Below are 16,957 nucleotides of genomic sequence, written 5' to 3'. Positions count from 1 at the left end.
TCAGTACTTCCTCTCCAGCGGCGGGTAGCGGAGCTCGCCGGCGTTGTTCTTGGTGAACACCACGGGCTTCCACCCGAGTTCGATGTGATCGGCGGGGTGCGACGAGTGGGGGTCTCCCGACAGGTACGCCATGGTGTGCTGCATGTACTTCTCGTCGTCGCGCGTGGGGAAGTCGTCGCGCATGTGACCGCCGCGGCTCTCTTCGCGGTTCTGCGCCGAGTAGACGACGACCTCGGCGAGGTCCAGGAGGAAACCGAGTTCGACGGCCTCGAGCAGGTCGGTGTTGAAGCGCTTGCCCTTGTCGTCGACGTGGATGTTCTTGTAGCGCTCGCGAAGGTCCGCGATCACGTCCATGACGTGGGCCAGCGACTCGTGCGTGCGGAACACCTGCGCGCCCTTGTCCATCTCGTCCTGCAGCGTCTTGCGCAGCACCGCGATGCGCTCCGTGCCGCTGTTGTTGCGCAGACCCTCGATGAGCCCGCGTACCTCGGCGGCGGGGTCTTCGGGCAGCGGCACGAAGTCGGCGGTCTTGACGTACTCGACGGCGTTGCGGCCGGCGCGCTTGCCGAAGACGTTGATGTCGAGCAGGGAGTTGGTCCCGAGGCGGTTCGAGCCGTGAACCGAGACGCAGGCGCACTCTCCGGCGGCGTAGAGCCCCGGAACGACCGTGTCGTTGTCGGCGAGCACCTCGGCCTTGATGTTGGTGGGGATGCCGCCCATCGCGTAGTGCGCGGTCGGCATGACCGGGACGGGCTCGACGACCGGGTCGACACCGAGGTAGGTGCGGGCGAACTCGGTGATGTCGGGGAGCTTGGTCTCGAGCACCTCCGCGCCCAGGTGCGTGCAGTCCAGCAGCACGTAGTCGCGGTGTGGTCCGGCGCCGCGGCCCTCGGCCACCTCCTGCACCATGCAGCGGGCGACGATGTCGCGGGGCGCCAGGTCTTTGATGGTGGGGGCGTAGCGCTCCATGAAGCGCTCACCGCTCGCGTTGCGCAGGATCGCGCCCTCGCCGCGCGCACCCTCGGTGAGCAGGATGCCGAGACCGGCGAGACCGGTCGGGTGGAACTGGAAGAACTCCATGTCCTCCAGCGGCAGGCCCTTGCGCCACACGATGCCGACACCGTCACCGGTGAGGGTGTGGGCGTTGGAGGTGGTCTTGAAGATCTTGCCGAAGCCGCCGGTCGCGAAGACCACGGCCTTGGACTGGAACACGTGCAGCTCGCCCGTGGCGAGGTCGTAGGCGACCACGCCCGCGACCTGCGTCTTGCCGGCGGCATCCTTCACCGTGATGAGGTCGAGCACGTAGAACTCGTTGAAGAAGTTGATGCCGAGCTTGACGCAGTTCTGGAACAGCGTCTGCAGGATCATGTGGCCGGTGCGGTCGGCGGCGTAGCACGCGCGGCGCACGGGGGTCTTGCCGTGGTCGGCGGTGTGGCCGCCGAAGCGGCGCTGGTCGATCTTGCCCTCGGGGGTGCGGTTGAACGGCAGGCCCATGTTCTCGAGGTCGATGACGGCGTCGATCGCCTCTTTGGCGAGGATCTCGGCGGCATCCTGGTCGACGAGGTAGTCGCCGCCCTTGATGGTGTCGAAGGTGTGCCACTCCCAGGAGTCCTCTTCGACGTTGGCGAGCGCCGCCGCCATGCCGCCCTGTGCCGCACCGGTGTGCGATCGCGTCGGGTACAGCTTCGAGATGACGGCGGTCTTCGCGCCGGGGCCGGCCTCGATGGCGGCGCGCATGCCCGCGCCGCCGGCGCCGACGATGACGACGTCGAACTGGTGGTAGTGGACGCCGTCCTTGACGACGGAGTCCGAAGAAGTCTGCGTGCTCAAGTGTGCGTTGCCTCTGCTGTCAGGGGGAAGAAGGGATGCCGTCGGCTCAGGCCGCCTGGCACGCGTCCCAGAGGGAGCTGCTCTCGGTCACACCGATGCAGGGGTCGAAGGTGAAGACGACGAGCGTGCCGAGCAGGATCAGGAAACCGGCCGACACCCAGAGCGACCCCACCAGGATCGAGCGGATGCGTGCGTTCGTGACGTAGTCGTTCACGATCGTGCGCATGCCGTTGGCGCCGTGGATCAGGGCGAGCCAGAGCATCAGCACGTCCCACCACTGCCAGAACGGCGAGGCCAGCTTGCCCGCGACGAAAGCGAAATCGATCTGGTGGATGCCGTCGTTCGTCATCAGGTTGACGAAGAGGTGTCCGAAGATCAGGACGATCAGCAGCACGCCGGAGGCGCGCATGTAGATCCATCCCCACTTCTCGAGGTTGGAGCCCTTCTTGCGGACGCTGGGCGTGCGCGGGGCGGGGATCGTGGCGGCTTCTTGGGCGACGGACATCAGTGGCTCCCGGTGACGGCGCTGAAGACGTTGATCAGGTGGCGGGGGGTGAAGCCGAGCATCGTGACGACCCACAGGCCCAGGACGCCCCACCACAGCTGACGCTGGTGGCGTGTGGCCCACGGCCAGAAGTCGACGAGGATGATGCGCAGCCCGTTAAACGCGTGATACGCGATCGCGCCGACCAGGGCCACCTCGCCGAGACCCATGATCGGGTTCTTGTACTGCGCGATGACGGCGTCGTACGCCTCGGGCGACACGCGGATGAGTGCCGTGTCGAGGATGTGCACGAGGAGGAAGAAGAAGATCGCCACACCGGTGATGCGGTGCAGGACCCAGGACCACATCCCCTCATGGCCGCGGTAGAGCGTGCCGCGGGGCCTCTTCGAAGTGGTCGTTTTCACTGACGGCGTGGCACGTGCTGGTGCTGACACGGTCGTCCTCCCTGATCGAACACGGTGTGGGGGCCGACACCGGCCCCGAGCGTCACACGGGCGCCCCTGAATACTACGTCCGGCCTGGGAAACCCGGGGATTAGGGAGGCCTAACACTCTCTCGACATCGAGATAAATCGGGGTGTCCGCGCGGCACCGTTTCACCCGGCTCGCAGGCGGCGGGGATGCCGGATGCGGGGCGATAAGGTCGAGCCATGTCAGACCGTGCTATCGACGACTTCTACGCCGTGATCCCCGCCGGAGGCATCGGCAGCCGCCTCTGGCCGCTCTCGAGGGCGGACGCCCCCAAGTTCCTCCACGACCTCACCGGCTCGGGCCAGACCCTGCTGCGCGACACGTGGGACCGTCTCGCCCCGCTCTCGGGCGAGGACCGCATCGCCGTCGTCACCGGACGCGCCCACCGCGCCGCCGTCGAGCGGGAGCTCCCGGGCGTGCCCGACCACAACGTCTTCCTCGAGTCCGAGCCGCGCGACTCATCCGCCGCGATCGGCCTCGCCGCCGCGATCCTCGTGCGCCGCGAGCCCGACGTCATCATCGGCTCCTTCGCCGCCGACCATGTCATCCGCCAGACCCGGCAGTTCGACTTCGCCGTGCGTCAGGCGGTCGCCGTCGCGCGCGCCGGATACATCTGCACCATCGGCATCCAGCCCTCCGAGGCGTCGGTGGGCTTCGGCTACATCAAGAAGGCCGACGAGCTCATCGTCGACGGCGCCCCCGAGGCGTACACGGTCGAGCGATTCGTCGAGAAGCCCGACCTCGACACGGCGAAGGAGTACTTCGCCGATCGCGCGTACCTGTGGAACGCCGGCATGTTCATCACCCGCGCCGACGTGCTGCTGGCCGAGCTCGCCGTCAACGAGCCCGAGCTGCACGCGGGACTGCTCGAGCTCGCCGCCGCCTGGGACGACCGCGAACTCCGCGGTCCCGCCGTCGACCGCATCTGGCCGGGGCTGAAGAAGATCGCCATCGACTATTCCGTCGCCGAGCCCGCCGCCGAGAAAGGACGCCTCGCCGTCATCCCCGGTCACTTCGACTGGGACGACGTGGGAGATTTCGCGAGCCTGTCCAAGCTCAACTCCTCGGGAGGGCGCAACGAGCTCGCCATCCTCGGCGAGGACGCGCGCGTGCTGTCGGACGCCTCCAGCGGCATCGTGGTCTCGCAGACCAAGCGCGTGATCAGCCTCATCGGCGTGCGCGACATCGTCGTGGTCGACACACCCGACGCGCTCCTGGTCACGACGACCGAGAACGCGCAGCGCGTGAAGGGTGTCGTCGACGCGCTGAAGCTGACGGGTCGCGGCGACGTGCTCTGAGAGACGTGCTCTGAGACCGGATGCCGCGCTGCGTGGCATCCGGTCCCGTTCGACTGTCACGTCGTGTGGCGGTCGGATCACGCGAGATTGCGTCTTTGTAACCATTGGCGCGCGGGGCGTCCCCCGACACGCAAGCGCGGCGACACAGTAGGTAACGTGACGGGATCGTCCCCCGAACCCGTTGGGGGCATCCGTCTTGGAGGACCATTCGTGAAGACCACGAAGAAGGCCGTCATCAGCGGCTTCGCCATGATCGGCGCCGCCGTGCTGCTCGCCGGTTGCGGTGCAGCACCCGAGAGCGCCGGTGGCGCGTCGGGCGCAGCCGGCGCGAGCGACTACCTGCCCTGCATGGTGTCGGACGCCGGTGGCTTCGACGACAAGTCGTTCAACCAGCTCGGTAAAGAGGGCGTCGACGCCGCTGCCACCGAACTCGGCTCGCAGACCCCCATCGAGGTCGAGTCGCAGGCCGAGACCGACTACGCCTCCAACCTGCAGAACCTCGTCGACCAGGGCTGCGACACGATCGTCACGGTCGGCTTCCTCCTCGCCCCCGCGGCGCTCGAGTCGGCCACGGCCAACCCCGACCTGCAGTACGTCTCCATCGACGACACCGTCGACAGCGATTTCGACGGCCAGACCGACGCGCCCAACATCAAGCCGATCATCTTCGACACCGCGCAGGCGGCCTACCTCGCCGGCTACCTGGCCGCGGGCACGTCGAAGACCGGCGTCGTCGGCACCTTCGGCGGCCTGAACATCCCGACCGTGAGCATCTTCATGGACGGCTTCGCGCAGGGCGTCGAGAAGTACAACACCGACAACGGCACGAGCGTGCGCGTCGTCGGTTGGGACCGCGCGGCGCAGGACGGCTCGTTCACCGGTGGATTCGAGGCGAACGACACCGCGCGTCAGACCGCGCAGGCGATCATCGACCAGAACGTCGACGTGCTCCTGCCCGTCGGCGGCCCGATCTACCAGTCGGCTGCCGTCGCCATCCGTGACGCCGGGCGCGAGATCGCCCTCGTCGGTGTCGACGCCGATGTCTATGAGACCGACCCGACCGTCGGCGACCTGCTGCTGACCTCGATCCTGAAGGGCATCGACGTCGGCACCAAGGACGCCATCGTCGCCGCCGGCAACGGCTCGTTCGACGCGGCGCCGTTCGTCGGCACGCTCGAGAACGAGGGCGTGGGCATCGCCGACTACCACGACTGGTCGGATCGGGTCCCCGCCGACCTCACGAGCAAGATCGAAGACCTCAAGGCTCAGATCATCGACGGTTCGATCTCCGTCGACTCGTACCTCGCCGGCTGAGGCGACGAACTCTCTCGGGGAGGCCGGCGTACGCCGGCCTCCCCTCCCTTTGGCCGGGGTTCTCCCTCCGCCGGCCGACCCCTCTCCAGGTCCGCTCACGAGGCGGCCCTTCCCGTCGGACGCCTGCCTCATCCGGCGTCGAGAACTTAGGATCGGGAACATGAAGCTCGAACTCCGCGGGATCACGAAAACTTTCGGGTCCCTGGTGGCGAACGACCACATCGACCTCACGGTGCACGCCGGTGAGATCCACTGCCTGCTCGGCGAGAACGGTGCCGGCAAGTCCACTCTGATGAACGTCCTGTACGGCCTCTACCAGGCCGATGGGGGAGAGATCCTGCTCGACGATGTCGTCCAGCACTTCTCGGGTCCCGGCGACGCCATGCGCTCCGGTATCGGCATGGTGCACCAGCACTTCATGCTCATCCCCGTCTTCACCGTCGCCGAGAACGTGATGCTCGGGCACGAGCCCACGAAAGCCGGTGGTCGCCTCGACATCGCCGCCGCGCGCGCCAAGGTCACGGAGATCTCCGACCGATTCGGGTTCGACGTCGATCCCGATGCCCTCGTCGACGACCTTCCGGTCGGGGTGCAGCAGCGGGTCGAGATCATCAAGGCTCTGTCGCGCGACGCGAAGGTGCTCGTGTTCGACGAGCCGACCGCGGTGCTCACACCGCAGGAGACTGACGAACTCATGACGATCATGCGCCAGCTGAAGGCCGCGGGCACCTCGATCGTCTTCATCACCCACAAGCTGCGCGAGGTGCGCGAGGTCGCGGACCGCATCACCGTCATCCGCCTCGGCAAGGTGGTCGGCGAGGCCGAACCCACCGCCTCCAACGCCGAGCTCGCCTCGCTCATGGTGGGCCGCGCGGTCGAACTCACGGTTCACAAAGACGCGCCGACGCTCGGAGACGTGGGTCTGTCCGTGAAGGGGCTGACCGTGGTCGACGCGATCGGCCAGGTCGTGGTCAACGACGTGAGCTTCGAAGTACGCCGTGGCGAGGTTCTCGCCATCGCGGGCGTCCAGGGCAACGGACAGACCGAGCTCACCGAGGCCCTCGTGGGCCTGCAGGAGCGCGTCGAGGGGTCGATCACGCTCGACGGCAAGGAACTCAGCGGGTCGACCGTGCGCACGGTGCTCGACGCGGGCGTCGGCTTCGTGCCCGAGGACCGGAAAGAGGACGGCCTCGTGGGCGAGTTCTCGATCGCCGAGAACCTCATGCTCGATCGTGCCGACGGTGCTCCCTTCGTCAAGGGTGGCGCGCTGCAGCTTTCGACTCTGGCCGATTTCGCGCGCGACAAGGTCGCCGAGTTCGACGTGCGCACGCCGTCGATCGAGACTCCCGTCGGACGCCTGTCCGGGGGTAATCAGCAGAAGGTCGTGCTGGCCCGCGAGCTCAGCCGCGATCTCCGGCTCTTCGTCGCCGCGCAGCCCACACGCGGAGTCGATGTGGGCTCGATCGAGTTCATCCACAAGCGAGTGGTCGAGACGCGCGACGCGGGCGTACCGGTGATCGTCGTGTCGACCGAGCTCGACGAGGTCACCGCGCTCGCCGATCGCATCATGGTGATGTACCGCGGCCGGGTCGTCGGCATCGTGCCCGGTGACACCACGCGCGATGTCCTCGGCTTGATGATGGCCGGCGAGACGCCCCACAACGAAGGAGTCGCCGCGTGAGCGATCCGCACAGCCCTCACGACCCGAGTGTCGCGCGCGCGGACCGCGCCGCCGAGGTCTCCGACCCGACATCCGTCGATGCCGCTCTCGCGGGGGCATCGGCGGTCGACTCCGCGGCCGGCGCGCGCGTCGTCGCCCCCGAGCCGCCGACGGAGGAGAACCGCTGGCGTCGCGCGCTGCGGGAGATCGCCACGGGCAACGCCATCATCTCCGTCCTCGCCGTGATCCTCGCGCTCCTGGTCGGAGCGGTCATGATCGCCGCGACCGACGAGAACGTGCAAGCGGCCTCGGGGTACTTCTTCGCCCGTCCCGGCGACACCCTGGTCGCGATCTGGCAGTCCGTGTCGGGCGCATACGCCTCGTTCTTCCAGGGCGCGATCTACAACTTCCGCCGCCCCGAGTTCGCCACCGGAATCCGTCCGCTCACCGAAACCCTGACGTTCGCGACCCCGCTCATCGCCGCGGGCCTCGGCGTCGCCCTGGCGTTCCGCGTCGGCATGTTCAACATCGGCGGCCGGGGGCAGATGCTCGTCGCCGCGGCGGCCGGCGGCTACGTCGCCTTCGCCTTCGACCTCCCGTGGGGCCTGCACACGCTCGTCGCACTGGTCGCGGGCATCGCGGCGGGCGCCCTGTGGGCCGGAATCGCGGGGCTTCTGAAGGCCCGTACGGGCGCCCACGAGGTGATCGTCACGATCATGCTCAACTATGTGGCGTTCTACCTCGTCTACTACCTGCTGAGAACTCCCGGTCTGCTGCAGGCGCCGGGGTCGAGCAACCCCACGACACCGGCGATGAAGGAGACCGCCGTCTTCCCCGACCTGTTCGGGCCCGCCTACAACCTGCACTTCGGGTTCGTCCTGTCGCTCGCGGCGGTCGTGCTGGTGTGGTGGATCCTGGAACGGTCGTCGCTGGGCTTCCGTTTCCGAGCGGTCGGTCTGAACCCGAATGCCGCCCGCGTGGCGGGCATCAACGTGAAGTCGATGTACGTCGTGGCGATGCTGATCTCGGGCGGACTCATCGGACTCGCCGGAGTCGACCAGGTGCTCGGCACCGTGACCACCGGCTTCTCCAGCGGCATCGACGCCGGCATCGGCTTCGACGCCATCACCGTGGCGCTGCTGGGCCGCTCCACCCCGGTCGGCGTGCTCGTGGCCGGCATCCTGTTCGGAGCGTTCAAGGCCGGCGGCTTCGCCATGCAGGCCGCGAACGGCGTCCCGATCGACATCGTGCTCGTCGTGCAGTCCCTCATCGTGCTGTTCATCGCCGCACCCCCGCTCGTGCGCGCCATCTTCCGTCTGCCCGCGCCCGGTGCGCGCGCGTCGAGGTCCCGCGCCGCCAAGAAGAAGGAGGCGGTCAAGTGAGCACCACCGCTCAGCATCACGGGGTGTCGCCGCAGCCGGAGGCGCTCGACAAGGCCGTGGTCATCAGTTGGAAAGCGCCGATCGTCTACGGCGTCATCACGGTGCTCGCCGTGGTGCTGTTCGTGGTCGCCCGCCAGGACGGCGACGCCGTGTTCCGCATCTCGAGCCCGGGGGAGTTCCTGCAGCTGCCCGAGGTGGTTCTCGGGGGAGTGGTCACCGGTGCCGTCTGCACCGTCCTGCTTGCGCTCATCACCGCCGCCAGCTTTCTGCTGGTGCGCGCGCACCGTCGCCCGCCGCTGTGGCTTGCCGTCATCTTCGCGCTGATCTTCATGATCGGCTTCCTTACGTGGGCCGCGGCCGGTGCGACCACGTCGGTCATCCCGTTGACGGGCCTGCTCGCCGGTGGCCTGAGCTTGTCTGTCCCACTGATCTTCGGCGCGATGGCCGGCGTGCTGAGCGAACGCGTGGGCGTGGTGAACATCGCGATCGAGGGCCAGCTCCTCGCGGGGGCCTTCACCTCGGCGATCGTCGCCACCGCGACAGGAAACCCCTTCATCGGGCTCCTCGCGGCCGGCGTCTCCGGCGTGCTCGTGTCGTTCGTCCTCGCGGCGTTCGCGATCAAGTACTTCGTCGATCAGGTCATCGTCGGCGTCGTGTTGAACGTGCTCGTGGTGGGGCTGACGAGCTTCCTGTTCTCGCAGCTGCTCGCGCCCAACGCGGCGACGCTGAACGCCCCGCCGCGTTTCCCGCGCCTGCCGATCCCTCTCCTCGCCGACATCCCCATCATCGGGCCGATGCTCTTCAACCAGACCGTCATCGTGTACCTCATGTACGTCACCGTGGCGCTGGTGTACGTGGGCCTGTTCCACACGCGCTGGGGTCTGCGCCTGCGCGCGGTGGGCGAGCACCCGCAGGCCGCCGACACGGTCGGTATCAACATCGCCAAGACCCGCTTCTGGAACGTGTCGCTCGGCGGCGCCATCGCCGGCCTCGGCGGCGCGTTCTTCACGCTCGGTTCCGTCGGCGCTTTCAACAAAGAGATGACCGCCGGCGCGGGGTACATCGCCCTCGCCGCCGTGATCTTCGGTCAGTGGGATCCGATTCGCGCCACGCTCGCGGCGCTCCTGTTCGGCTTCGCCTCCAACCTGCAGAACACGCTCGGCGTCATCGGATCTCCCGTGCCGAGCGAATTCATGCTGATGCTGCCGTACGTCGTGACGATCTTCGCGGTCGCCGGTCTCGTCGGAAAGGTCCGCGGGCCCGCGGCCGCCGGCAAACCATATATCAAGGGCTGATCCCGCCCGCTTCGCCTTCACGAGAGGACCCCTCACACCACGATGACCGACATCGACTGGGACGAACTCCGTTCCGCCGCGACGGACGCCATGCACCGCGCCTACGCGCCCTACTCCCGTTTCAAGGTGGGCGCCGCTGCGCTCGTCGCCGACGGCCGCATCGTCTCGGGGTGCAACGTCGAGAACGCCTCCTACGGGGTGACGCTGTGCGCCGAGTGCGGCCTGGTGTCCGAGCTGCACATGTCGGGCGGCGGCCAGCTGGTCGCGTTCGTCTGCGTCGACGGCGAGGGTCGCACGCTCATGCCGTGCGGGCGCTGCCGGCAGCTGCTGTTCGAGCACGCCATCCCCGGCATGCTGCTCGAGACGGTCAGCGGCATCCGGACCATCGACGAGGTCCTTCCCGACGCGTTCGGGCCCCGCGACCTCGAGGAGGCGGCACGGTGACCACGGTCCACCCGCACGACGCGGTCGAAATCATCCGCACCAAGCGCGACGGCGGCGCCGTCTCGGAGTCGGCTCTGCGCTGGCTCATCGAGCACTACACGAAGGGCTACGTCTCCGACGCGCAGATGGCCTCGTTCGCGATGGCGGTGCTGCTGCGCGGAATGGAGCGCGACGAGATCCGGGTCATGACGGATGCCATGATCGCCTCGGGCGAGCGCATGGACTTCTCGTCCCTCGGCAAGCCCACCGTCGACAAGCACTCGACCGGCGGCGTGGGCGACAAGATCACCCTGCCGCTGGCGCCCCTCGTGGCCGCCTTCGGTGTCGCCGTCCCGCAGCTGTCGGGGCGCGGTCTCGGCCACACCGGCGGCACGCTCGACAAGCTCGAGTCGATCCCCGGCTGGCGCGCGGCCCTGTCGAACGACGAGATCATGGCGCAGCTCGCCGACGTCGGTGCGGTCATCTGCGCCGCCGGCTCCGGCCTCGCCCCCGCCGACAAGAAGCTGTACGCGCTGCGCGATGTCACCGGCACCGTCGAGGCGATCCCGCTGATCGCGTCGAGCATCATGTCGAAGAAGATCGCCGAGGGCACCGACTCCCTCGTGCTCGACGTGAAGTTCGGCTCGGGCGCGTTCATGCAGGACATCGACCGGGCCCGTGAACTCGCCCGCACCATGGTGGCCCTCGGCACCGACTCGGGCGTGAACACGACGGCGCTCCTCACCGACATGAACACCCCGCTGGGTCTCGCGATCGGCAACGCCAACGAGGTCCGCGAATCGGTCGAGGTCCTCGCCGGCGGCGGTCCCGCCGACGTCGTGGAGCTGACCGTGGCTCTCGCGCGCGAGATGCTGACGCTCGCCGGCCAGCCCGACGCCGACGTCGAGGAGGCGCTGAAGGACGGGCGCGCGATGGACGTCTGGAAGCGCATGATCCGCGCTCAGGACGGCGATCCGGATGCCGCCCTCCCGGTGCCGCGCGAGACCCACACGGTCGTCGCCGAGCGGTCGGGCGTCGTCACCCGCATCGAGGCCCTGCCCTTCGGCATCGGTGCCTGGCGTCTCGGCGCCGGTCGCGCGCGCGCCGAAGACGCCGTGGTGCACGCCGCCGGTATCGACCTGCACGTCACGGTCGGCCAGTCGGTCACCGCCGGTCAGCCGCTTTTCACCCTCTCGGCCGACGACGGCGCCCGCTTCGACCGTGCCCTCGGCGCGGTCGACGGCGCCTGGGAGATCGGCGACGCGGCCCCCGCGGCATCCCCCCTCGTCCGCGAACGCATCACGGCGTGATGGCCGCTCAGCGAAGGAACACCATGGCATCCGACGACGTCCGCATCGGCGACCGGAAGGTGCGCGACCTGCCCAAGGTCTCGCTGCACGATCACCTCGACGGCGGGCTGCGCCCCCAGACGGTCCTCGAGCTCGCCGACGAGGTCGGTCTTGACCTCCCCGCGCGCGACGCGAAGGGCCTGGGCGCATGGTTCTCGGACCACATCGACGGCGGCTCGCTCGAGGACTACCTCGAGAAGTTCTCGGTCACCGTCGGGGTGATGCAGACCCGCGAGGGACTCGTGCGCACCGCGAAGGAGTTCGTCGAGGACCTCGCCGCCGACGGCGTCGTGTACGGCGAGGTGCGGTGGGCGCCCGAGCAGCACCTCACCCGCGGTCTCAGCCTCGACGACGTCGTGGATGCCGTGCAGGAGGGGATCGAGGCGGGCGAGGATGCCGCAGACGCCCGTGGACAGGACATCCGCGTCGGCCAGCTGCTCACCGCCCTCCGCCACAACGACAACGCGCGCGACATCGCCGAGCTCGCCGTCTCGTGGCGTGGGCGCGGGGTCGTGGGCTTCGACCTCGCCGGACCCGAGGACGGGTTTCTGCCGTCGGGCCACCGTGCGGCGTTCGACTACCTCGCCGAGCAGTTCTTCCCCACGACGGTGCACGCGGGCGAGGGTGCGGGTCTGGCATCCATCCGCTCCGCCCTGATCGACGGCCGCGCGCTGCGTCTCGGACACGGGGTGCGCATCGCCAATGACCTCGACGTGGTCTCCCGCGAGGGTGAGGAGGTGCAGGTCACCTTCGGCGACCTGGCCCGCTGGGTGCGCGATCGCGAGATCACCCTCGAGTTGTCGCCGACGTCGAACCTGCAGTCGGGGGCCGTCACGGCCTGGGGTGACACGATGGACGCCCACCCGTTCGACCTGCTGTACCAGCTCGACTTCTCGGTCACCGTGAACGTCGACAACCGCCTGATGAGCGCGACGACGCTCACCCGCGAGCTGGGTCTGCTGGCCCAGGCGTTCGACTACGACCTCGACGACCTCGAGGCGTTCCAGCTGAACGCCGCCGCCGGCGCGTTCCTGCCGGTGGAGGAGCGCGAGGAGCTCATCGAGATCATCTCCGACGGGTTCCAGCGCTGACGGTGAGGTAGCGCGGGCGCCGTACGTGTGCGGCGCGCCGGTCGTGCGTCATCCGAGTGTCCAGAACACCCGGACCGATTCTCGGAACGCCCGGGTGTTCTGGACACTCGAAGTCTCGGGCCTGGCGGGGCGGCGCGGCGGGGCGGCCAGGCGCGGGGCGGCGAGGCGCGGGGGCGCGGGCGGCGCATCTGACTCGAGTGTCCAGGGCACCCGGTTCCGTTCGCGGAACTTCCGGGTGTCCTGGACACTCAGGGCCTCGGTCCGCGGCGCCGCGGGCGGCGCTTATGACTCGAGTGTCCACGACACCCGGTTCCGTTCGCGGAACGTCCGGGTGTTCTGGACACTCAGGGCCTCGGGTCGGTGACCGTGTACCGCGTGCTCGGTCGCCCCGCGGTGGTGTAGTCGAGACTGCGCACGCACTCGCCGTCCTCGGCGAGGTGTTCGAGGTAGCGGCGGCAACTCACCCGCGACAGGCCGAGGTGGTCAGCGACCTCGCCCGCGCTGGCCGATCCCAATTCAGTCAGGGCGGTGCGTACCAGGTCGAGGGTCGGACGCGACAGCCCCTTCGGCAGGGGGCGCTTCGTCACGGGCCGCAGCACCGCGTCGACGCCCTGCTGGTCGAGCGAACCCGCGACCGCGGCGGAGGACCGCCGCTCGGCGAGGACGTCGTCGATCCGCGTGTGCAGCTCACCGGCGGTGAACGGCTTGACGAGGTAGTGCTGCACGCCCATCAGCCGGGCCGTGCGGACGGTGTCGACGTCTCGGGCCGCGGTCACCGCGATTACCTCGGGCTGCACCAACGTGCCGTCGGCGCGCACCGCGCGCAGGGCGTCGAGGCCCGAGAAGCCGGGCAGGTGCACGTCGAGCAGCACGAGGTCCGGCTGGAGCTCGGCCACTGCCGACACGGCATCCGGTCCGCTCCCCGCGGTCCCGACGAGCTCGCACGCGGGGTGCGCCGACACGAACCGGCCGTGAAGCGATGCCACGGCGGGGATGTCGTCGACGACGAGGACGCGCAGCATCATGACACCCTCTCGGCCACGGGGAGTGTCACCTCGAAGCGCGCGCCGCCGAGCGGGGACGCCTCGACCCGCGCGTCGCCGCCCCGACGCCGGGCCACCCGGCGAACGAGGGCGAGACCGATTCCGCGGGCACGGGCATTCGTGCCCTTCGTGCTCACGCCCTCGTCGAACACGTGCGCGCGCAGCGCGTCGGGCACCCCGGCACCGCTGTCGTCGACGCGCACGCGCACCGAGGACTCGGTGGCGTCCACCGTCACCCGCAACCGGTCACCGGGGCGACACGCTTCGAGGGCGTTGTCGACGAGGTTGCCGACCACGGTGATGAGGTCGCCGATCGACTCGGGCGGGGGAGTGCCGTGCGCGACGACCTCGAGAGCGACGTCGAGCTCACGGGACCGCGCGATCTTGACCGACAGCAGCGCGGTCAGCTCGCTCCCGAGGGCTGCGGCATCCGGTCCCGGATCCAGCGGTCCGCCCGGTCGCACCTGCGCGATGAACTCCCGGGCGTCGTCCCACGCGCCGAGCTCGAGCAGGCCGGACACCACGTGCAGCGAGTTGGCGAACTCGTGCGCCTGCGCGCGGAGTCCCTCGGTCAGCGACTGCTGCCCGTCCATGCTGCGCAGGGCCTCGTGGAGTTCGGTGTGGTCGCGCAGCAGCAGCGTGCCGCCCACCACGCGGCCCCGGTCGTCGCGCAGGCCGGTCGACCGCGCGATCACAGGGCGCTCGCCCGCCAGCACCAGGCGCCCCTCGGGTTCCCCGTCTTCCATGACCTGCAGGAGCGGCCCGTCGAGCGTCTCGTCGGCGCGGCGTCCGCTCAGCGCACCGCGACCGAGAAGGCGCTCGGCGGCGTCGTTGGCGCTGGTGACGATGCCGCGGTGGTCGACGCGGATCACGCCCTCACTGAGGCGGTGCAGCATCGTCTCGCGCTCGCCCACCAGTTCGGCGATCTCGTCGGGTTCGAGGCCCAGGATGCGGCGGCGGATGAGGGCCGCGACCCACGCGGCGCCGAACACCCCGGCGACGGCGGCGCCGCCGAAGGCGAGGAACAGGCCCGGCAGGCGCGACTGCAGATCGGCGGCCAGCTCGGACTCGAGCACGCCCACCGACACCGACCCGATCACGGGGGCGCTCTCATCGTCGCCGTCGGCGTAGACCGGCACCTTCACGCGGTACGACTCGCCCAGCGTCCCCGTCTCGGTGCCCGACCACACCTGTCCCGACAGGGGGATCGAGGGGTCTGTCGACACGCTCTCGCCGATGCGGTCGGGGTTGGGGTGCGACAGACGGATGCCGTCGAGGTCGGTCACCACGACATAGGTCAGCGCCGATGCCTCGCGGATGACCTCGGCCACGGGTTGGATCGCCACGGAAGGGTCGGGGTCGTCGAAGGCCTCGACGATGACGGGCAGCCGCGCGATCGACAGAGCCACCCCGACCATGCGCTCGCGATAGGAGTCGCGGATCGCGCTCTCCTGGATCCAGACGGTCACGATCCCCGCGCCCAGGGTCACGACGCACACGATCAGCGCCTGCAGCAGCAACAGCTGCAGCCTCAGCGACAGTGCTCGGACCACGGTTCATTCTCTCTCGCGGCCCGTGTCGGATGCAGGCCGGCGTGCGACCAATAGTTGCCGAAGTCGTCGTTAGTTGCACAAGCGCGACGGCCGACTTCGGTGCTGCCTACGGTGAGCCATCAGCGGGGAGGCGACGGTGCCTCCTCGAACTCGAAGAGGAGTACCGCGCATGCGTCGCACCACCATCGCCCTCGTCCCCCTGGCTGCGCTGTCGCTCGCGGCCCTCACCGGCTGCAACCCGCAGGGCGCGGGCGCCGGGGGAGCGGCCGCCTCCGACGACGCCGCCGCGATCGACTCGGTGAACATCGTCGTCCCCGCCGACCCGGGCGGCGGCTGGGACCAGACCGGTCGCGCCGTCTCGGACGTGCTCACCGGTGACGGCCTGGTCGGAACCGCCGCGGTCAGCAACGTCGGCGGCGCCGGCGGGACGGTCGGCCTCGCCTCGCTCGCGAACGAGCGCGACCCGTACACCCTCATGGTCACGGGCCTGGTGATGGTCGGTGCCGTCGAGACGAACGCCGCCGAGAACCGCATCGAGGACACCACCCCCATCGCCCGTCTCACGGAGGAGCCGCTCGTGGTGGTCGTGCCGGCGGCGAGCGAGTTCCAGACGCTCCAGGACCTCGTCGACGCGGTCGTCGAACGGGGCCAGGGTGTCACCATCACCGGCGGATCCGCCGGCGGCGCCGACCACATCCTCGCCGGACTCCTGCTCGAGGAGGCCGGTCTCACCGGCGCCGACATCACCGAGAAGCTCAACTACGTGCCCAACGCCGGTGGTGGCGAGGCCGTCTCGCTGCTGCTGGGCAACAACGCCGCGGCCGGCATCTCGGGCGTGGGCGAGTTCTCGGAGTACGTCGAATCGGGCGACCTGCGCGCCCTCGCCGTCTCGAGCGAGGAGGCCGCGACGCTGCTGCCCGACGTTCCCACCATGACCTCGGAGGGCTTCGACGTGGTCTACACGAACTGGCGCGGCCTGCTCGCCCCCGGCGGGATCAGCGAAGCGGATGCCGCGGGCCTCACCGCTCTGGTCACTGAGATGCACGAGTCGGGCGCGTGGAAGACCGTGCTCGAGGAGCGCGGCTGGACCGACGCCTTCCTGACGGGCGCGGAGTTCACCTCGTTCGTCGACGAGAACATCGTCGACGTGTCGGGGACCCTCAAGAACATCGGGTTGGTCTCGTGACGACCGTCGAATCACCGGGGGCGGACACCGTCCGCCCCCGGTGGGGTGCCGACCGGATCGGCAACACGATCTTCGCGGGCGTCGTCTTCGGTCTCGGCGTCTTCGCGCTGGTCGGAGCCTTCGCCATCCGCGTGCCCGCCGGGCAGGCGATCGGCCCGCAGGTGTTCCCCTTCGCCGTGGCCGTCATCCTGCTCGGCTCCGGAGCCGCGCTCCTGGTCTCGGCCCTTCGTGGCCGGGTGGCGCCGCGCGAAGAGGGCGAGGACATCGACCCGGATGCCAAGACCGACTGGTGGACGATCCTGAAGATCGTCGCCCTGATGGTCGCCGTCCTGCTGCTGCTCGAACTGCTCGGCTGGTGGATGGTCGCTGCCCTCCTGTTCGGCGGCGTCGCCTGGACCCTCGGGGCCAAGCGTCCCTGGGCGGCCTTCCTCGCCGGTCTCGTGATCGGCATCGGCACCCAGCTCCTCTTCGGAGAGGGCCTGGGCCTCTTCCTTCCTCGCGGGGCCGCCTTCGACTGGTGGTACGGCCCCGGACCCCTGTTCGGCTAGGAGACCGTCG

At 69.4% G+C, this 16,957-nt stretch carries 15 protein-coding genes; 10 read left to right on the top strand and 5 right to left on the bottom strand.

The features are described 5' to 3' along the window. Genes sdhA through sdhC form a run of 3 tightly spaced genes read right to left on the bottom strand, consistent with a single transcriptional unit; the run spans nt 1 to nt 2,769 of the window. Nucleotides 1-1,830, bottom strand: coding sequence for a succinate dehydrogenase flavoprotein subunit (gene sdhA / locus ACTJJP_RS05260; RefSeq protein ID WP_440773965.1), 1,830 nt, complete (start codon nt 1,828-1,830; stop codon nt 1-3). 46 nt (nt 1,831-1,876) lie between these two features. Further along, nucleotides 1,877-2,335 (bottom strand): succinate dehydrogenase hydrophobic membrane anchor subunit, encoded by a 459-nt coding sequence (locus ACTJJP_RS05255; RefSeq protein WP_440773964.1) that lies wholly within the window; start codon nt 2,333-2,335, stop codon nt 1,877-1,879. Further along, nucleotides 2,335-2,769, bottom strand: a complete 435-nt coding sequence (gene sdhC, locus ACTJJP_RS05250) for a succinate dehydrogenase, cytochrome b556 subunit (RefSeq protein WP_440773963.1) — start codon at nt 2,767-2,769, stop codon at nt 2,335-2,337. The genes ACTJJP_RS05255 and sdhC overlap by 1 nt, the downstream gene beginning before the upstream one ends. A 215-nt stretch (nt 2,770-2,984) precedes the next feature. Between sdhC and ACTJJP_RS05245 the strand changes: the two genes are divergently transcribed. From ACTJJP_RS05245 to ACTJJP_RS05210, 8 genes are all read left to right on the top strand, one after another. Further along, complete coding sequence (locus ACTJJP_RS05245) at nt 2,985-4,103, top strand: mannose-1-phosphate guanylyltransferase (protein ID WP_440773962.1); 1,119 nt, start codon at nt 2,985-2,987, stop codon at nt 4,101-4,103. A 249-nt stretch (nt 4,104-4,352) separates the two neighbouring features. Beyond that, entirely contained in the window at nt 4,353-5,417 is a 1,065-nt protein-coding gene (locus tag ACTJJP_RS05240; protein WP_440774161.1) for a BMP family lipoprotein, read from the top strand. 160 nt (nt 5,418-5,577) lie between these two features. Beyond that, complete coding sequence (locus tag ACTJJP_RS05235; protein WP_440773961.1) at nt 5,578-7,098, top strand: ABC transporter ATP-binding protein; 1,521 nt, start codon at nt 5,578-5,580, stop codon at nt 7,096-7,098. After that, nucleotides 7,095-8,459 (top strand): ABC transporter permease, encoded by a 1,365-nt coding sequence (locus tag ACTJJP_RS05230; protein WP_440773960.1) that lies wholly within the window; start codon nt 7,095-7,097, stop codon nt 8,457-8,459. Before ACTJJP_RS05235 ends, ACTJJP_RS05230 begins: the two co-directional genes overlap by 4 nt. Next, complete coding sequence (locus tag ACTJJP_RS05225; protein ID WP_440773959.1) at nt 8,456-9,754, top strand: ABC transporter permease; 1,299 nt, start codon at nt 8,456-8,458, stop codon at nt 9,752-9,754. Before ACTJJP_RS05230 ends, ACTJJP_RS05225 begins: the two co-directional genes overlap by 4 nt. A 42-nt stretch (nt 9,755-9,796) precedes the next feature. Beyond that, complete coding sequence (locus ACTJJP_RS05220; RefSeq protein ID WP_058231121.1) at nt 9,797-10,198, top strand: cytidine deaminase; 402 nt, start codon at nt 9,797-9,799, stop codon at nt 10,196-10,198. After that, nucleotides 10,195-11,487, top strand: a complete 1,293-nt coding sequence (locus ACTJJP_RS05215; protein WP_440773958.1) for a thymidine phosphorylase — start codon at nt 10,195-10,197, stop codon at nt 11,485-11,487. The genes ACTJJP_RS05220 and ACTJJP_RS05215 overlap by 4 nt, the downstream gene beginning before the upstream one ends. A gap of 23 nt (nt 11,488-11,510) precedes the next feature. After that, nucleotides 11,511-12,617: an adenosine deaminase gene (locus ACTJJP_RS05210; protein WP_440773957.1), complete on the top strand. Its 1,107-nt coding sequence runs from the start codon at nt 11,511-11,513 to the stop codon at nt 12,615-12,617. Between the two features lie 344 nt (nt 12,618-12,961). On the opposite strand, the gene ACTJJP_RS05205 is transcribed toward ACTJJP_RS05210, so the two are convergent. Both ACTJJP_RS05205 and ACTJJP_RS05200 read right to left on the bottom strand, forming a co-directional pair. Continuing rightward, nucleotides 12,962-13,639 (bottom strand): response regulator, encoded by a 678-nt coding sequence (locus ACTJJP_RS05205; RefSeq protein ID WP_440773956.1) that lies wholly within the window; start codon nt 13,637-13,639, stop codon nt 12,962-12,964. Further along, on the bottom strand, nt 13,639-15,213 hold the full coding sequence (locus tag ACTJJP_RS05200; RefSeq protein ID WP_440773955.1) for an ATP-binding protein: 1,575 nt from the start codon (nt 15,211-15,213) through the stop codon (nt 13,639-13,641). Before ACTJJP_RS05200 ends, ACTJJP_RS05205 begins: the two co-directional genes overlap by 1 nt. 169 nt (nt 15,214-15,382) lie before the next feature. Between ACTJJP_RS05200 and ACTJJP_RS05195 the strand changes: the two genes are divergently transcribed. Further along, nucleotides 15,383-16,399, top strand: coding sequence for a Bug family tripartite tricarboxylate transporter substrate binding protein (locus ACTJJP_RS05195; RefSeq protein WP_440773954.1), 1,017 nt, complete (start codon nt 15,383-15,385; stop codon nt 16,397-16,399). Continuing rightward, nucleotides 16,396-16,947, top strand: coding sequence for a tripartite tricarboxylate transporter TctB family protein (locus tag ACTJJP_RS05190; protein ID WP_440773953.1), 552 nt, complete (start codon nt 16,396-16,398; stop codon nt 16,945-16,947). The genes ACTJJP_RS05195 and ACTJJP_RS05190 overlap by 4 nt, the downstream gene beginning before the upstream one ends. Nucleotides 16,948-16,957 lie beyond the last annotated feature (10 nt).

It is taken from the genome of Microbacterium sp. 22296 (assembly GCF_052045385.1).
In the GTDB taxonomy this organism is placed as follows: Bacteria; Actinomycetota; Actinomycetes; order Actinomycetales; family Microbacteriaceae; genus Microbacterium.
Note: the sequence above shows the minus strand (reverse complement) of the source record. Positions and strands in the feature narration are given on the sequence as shown.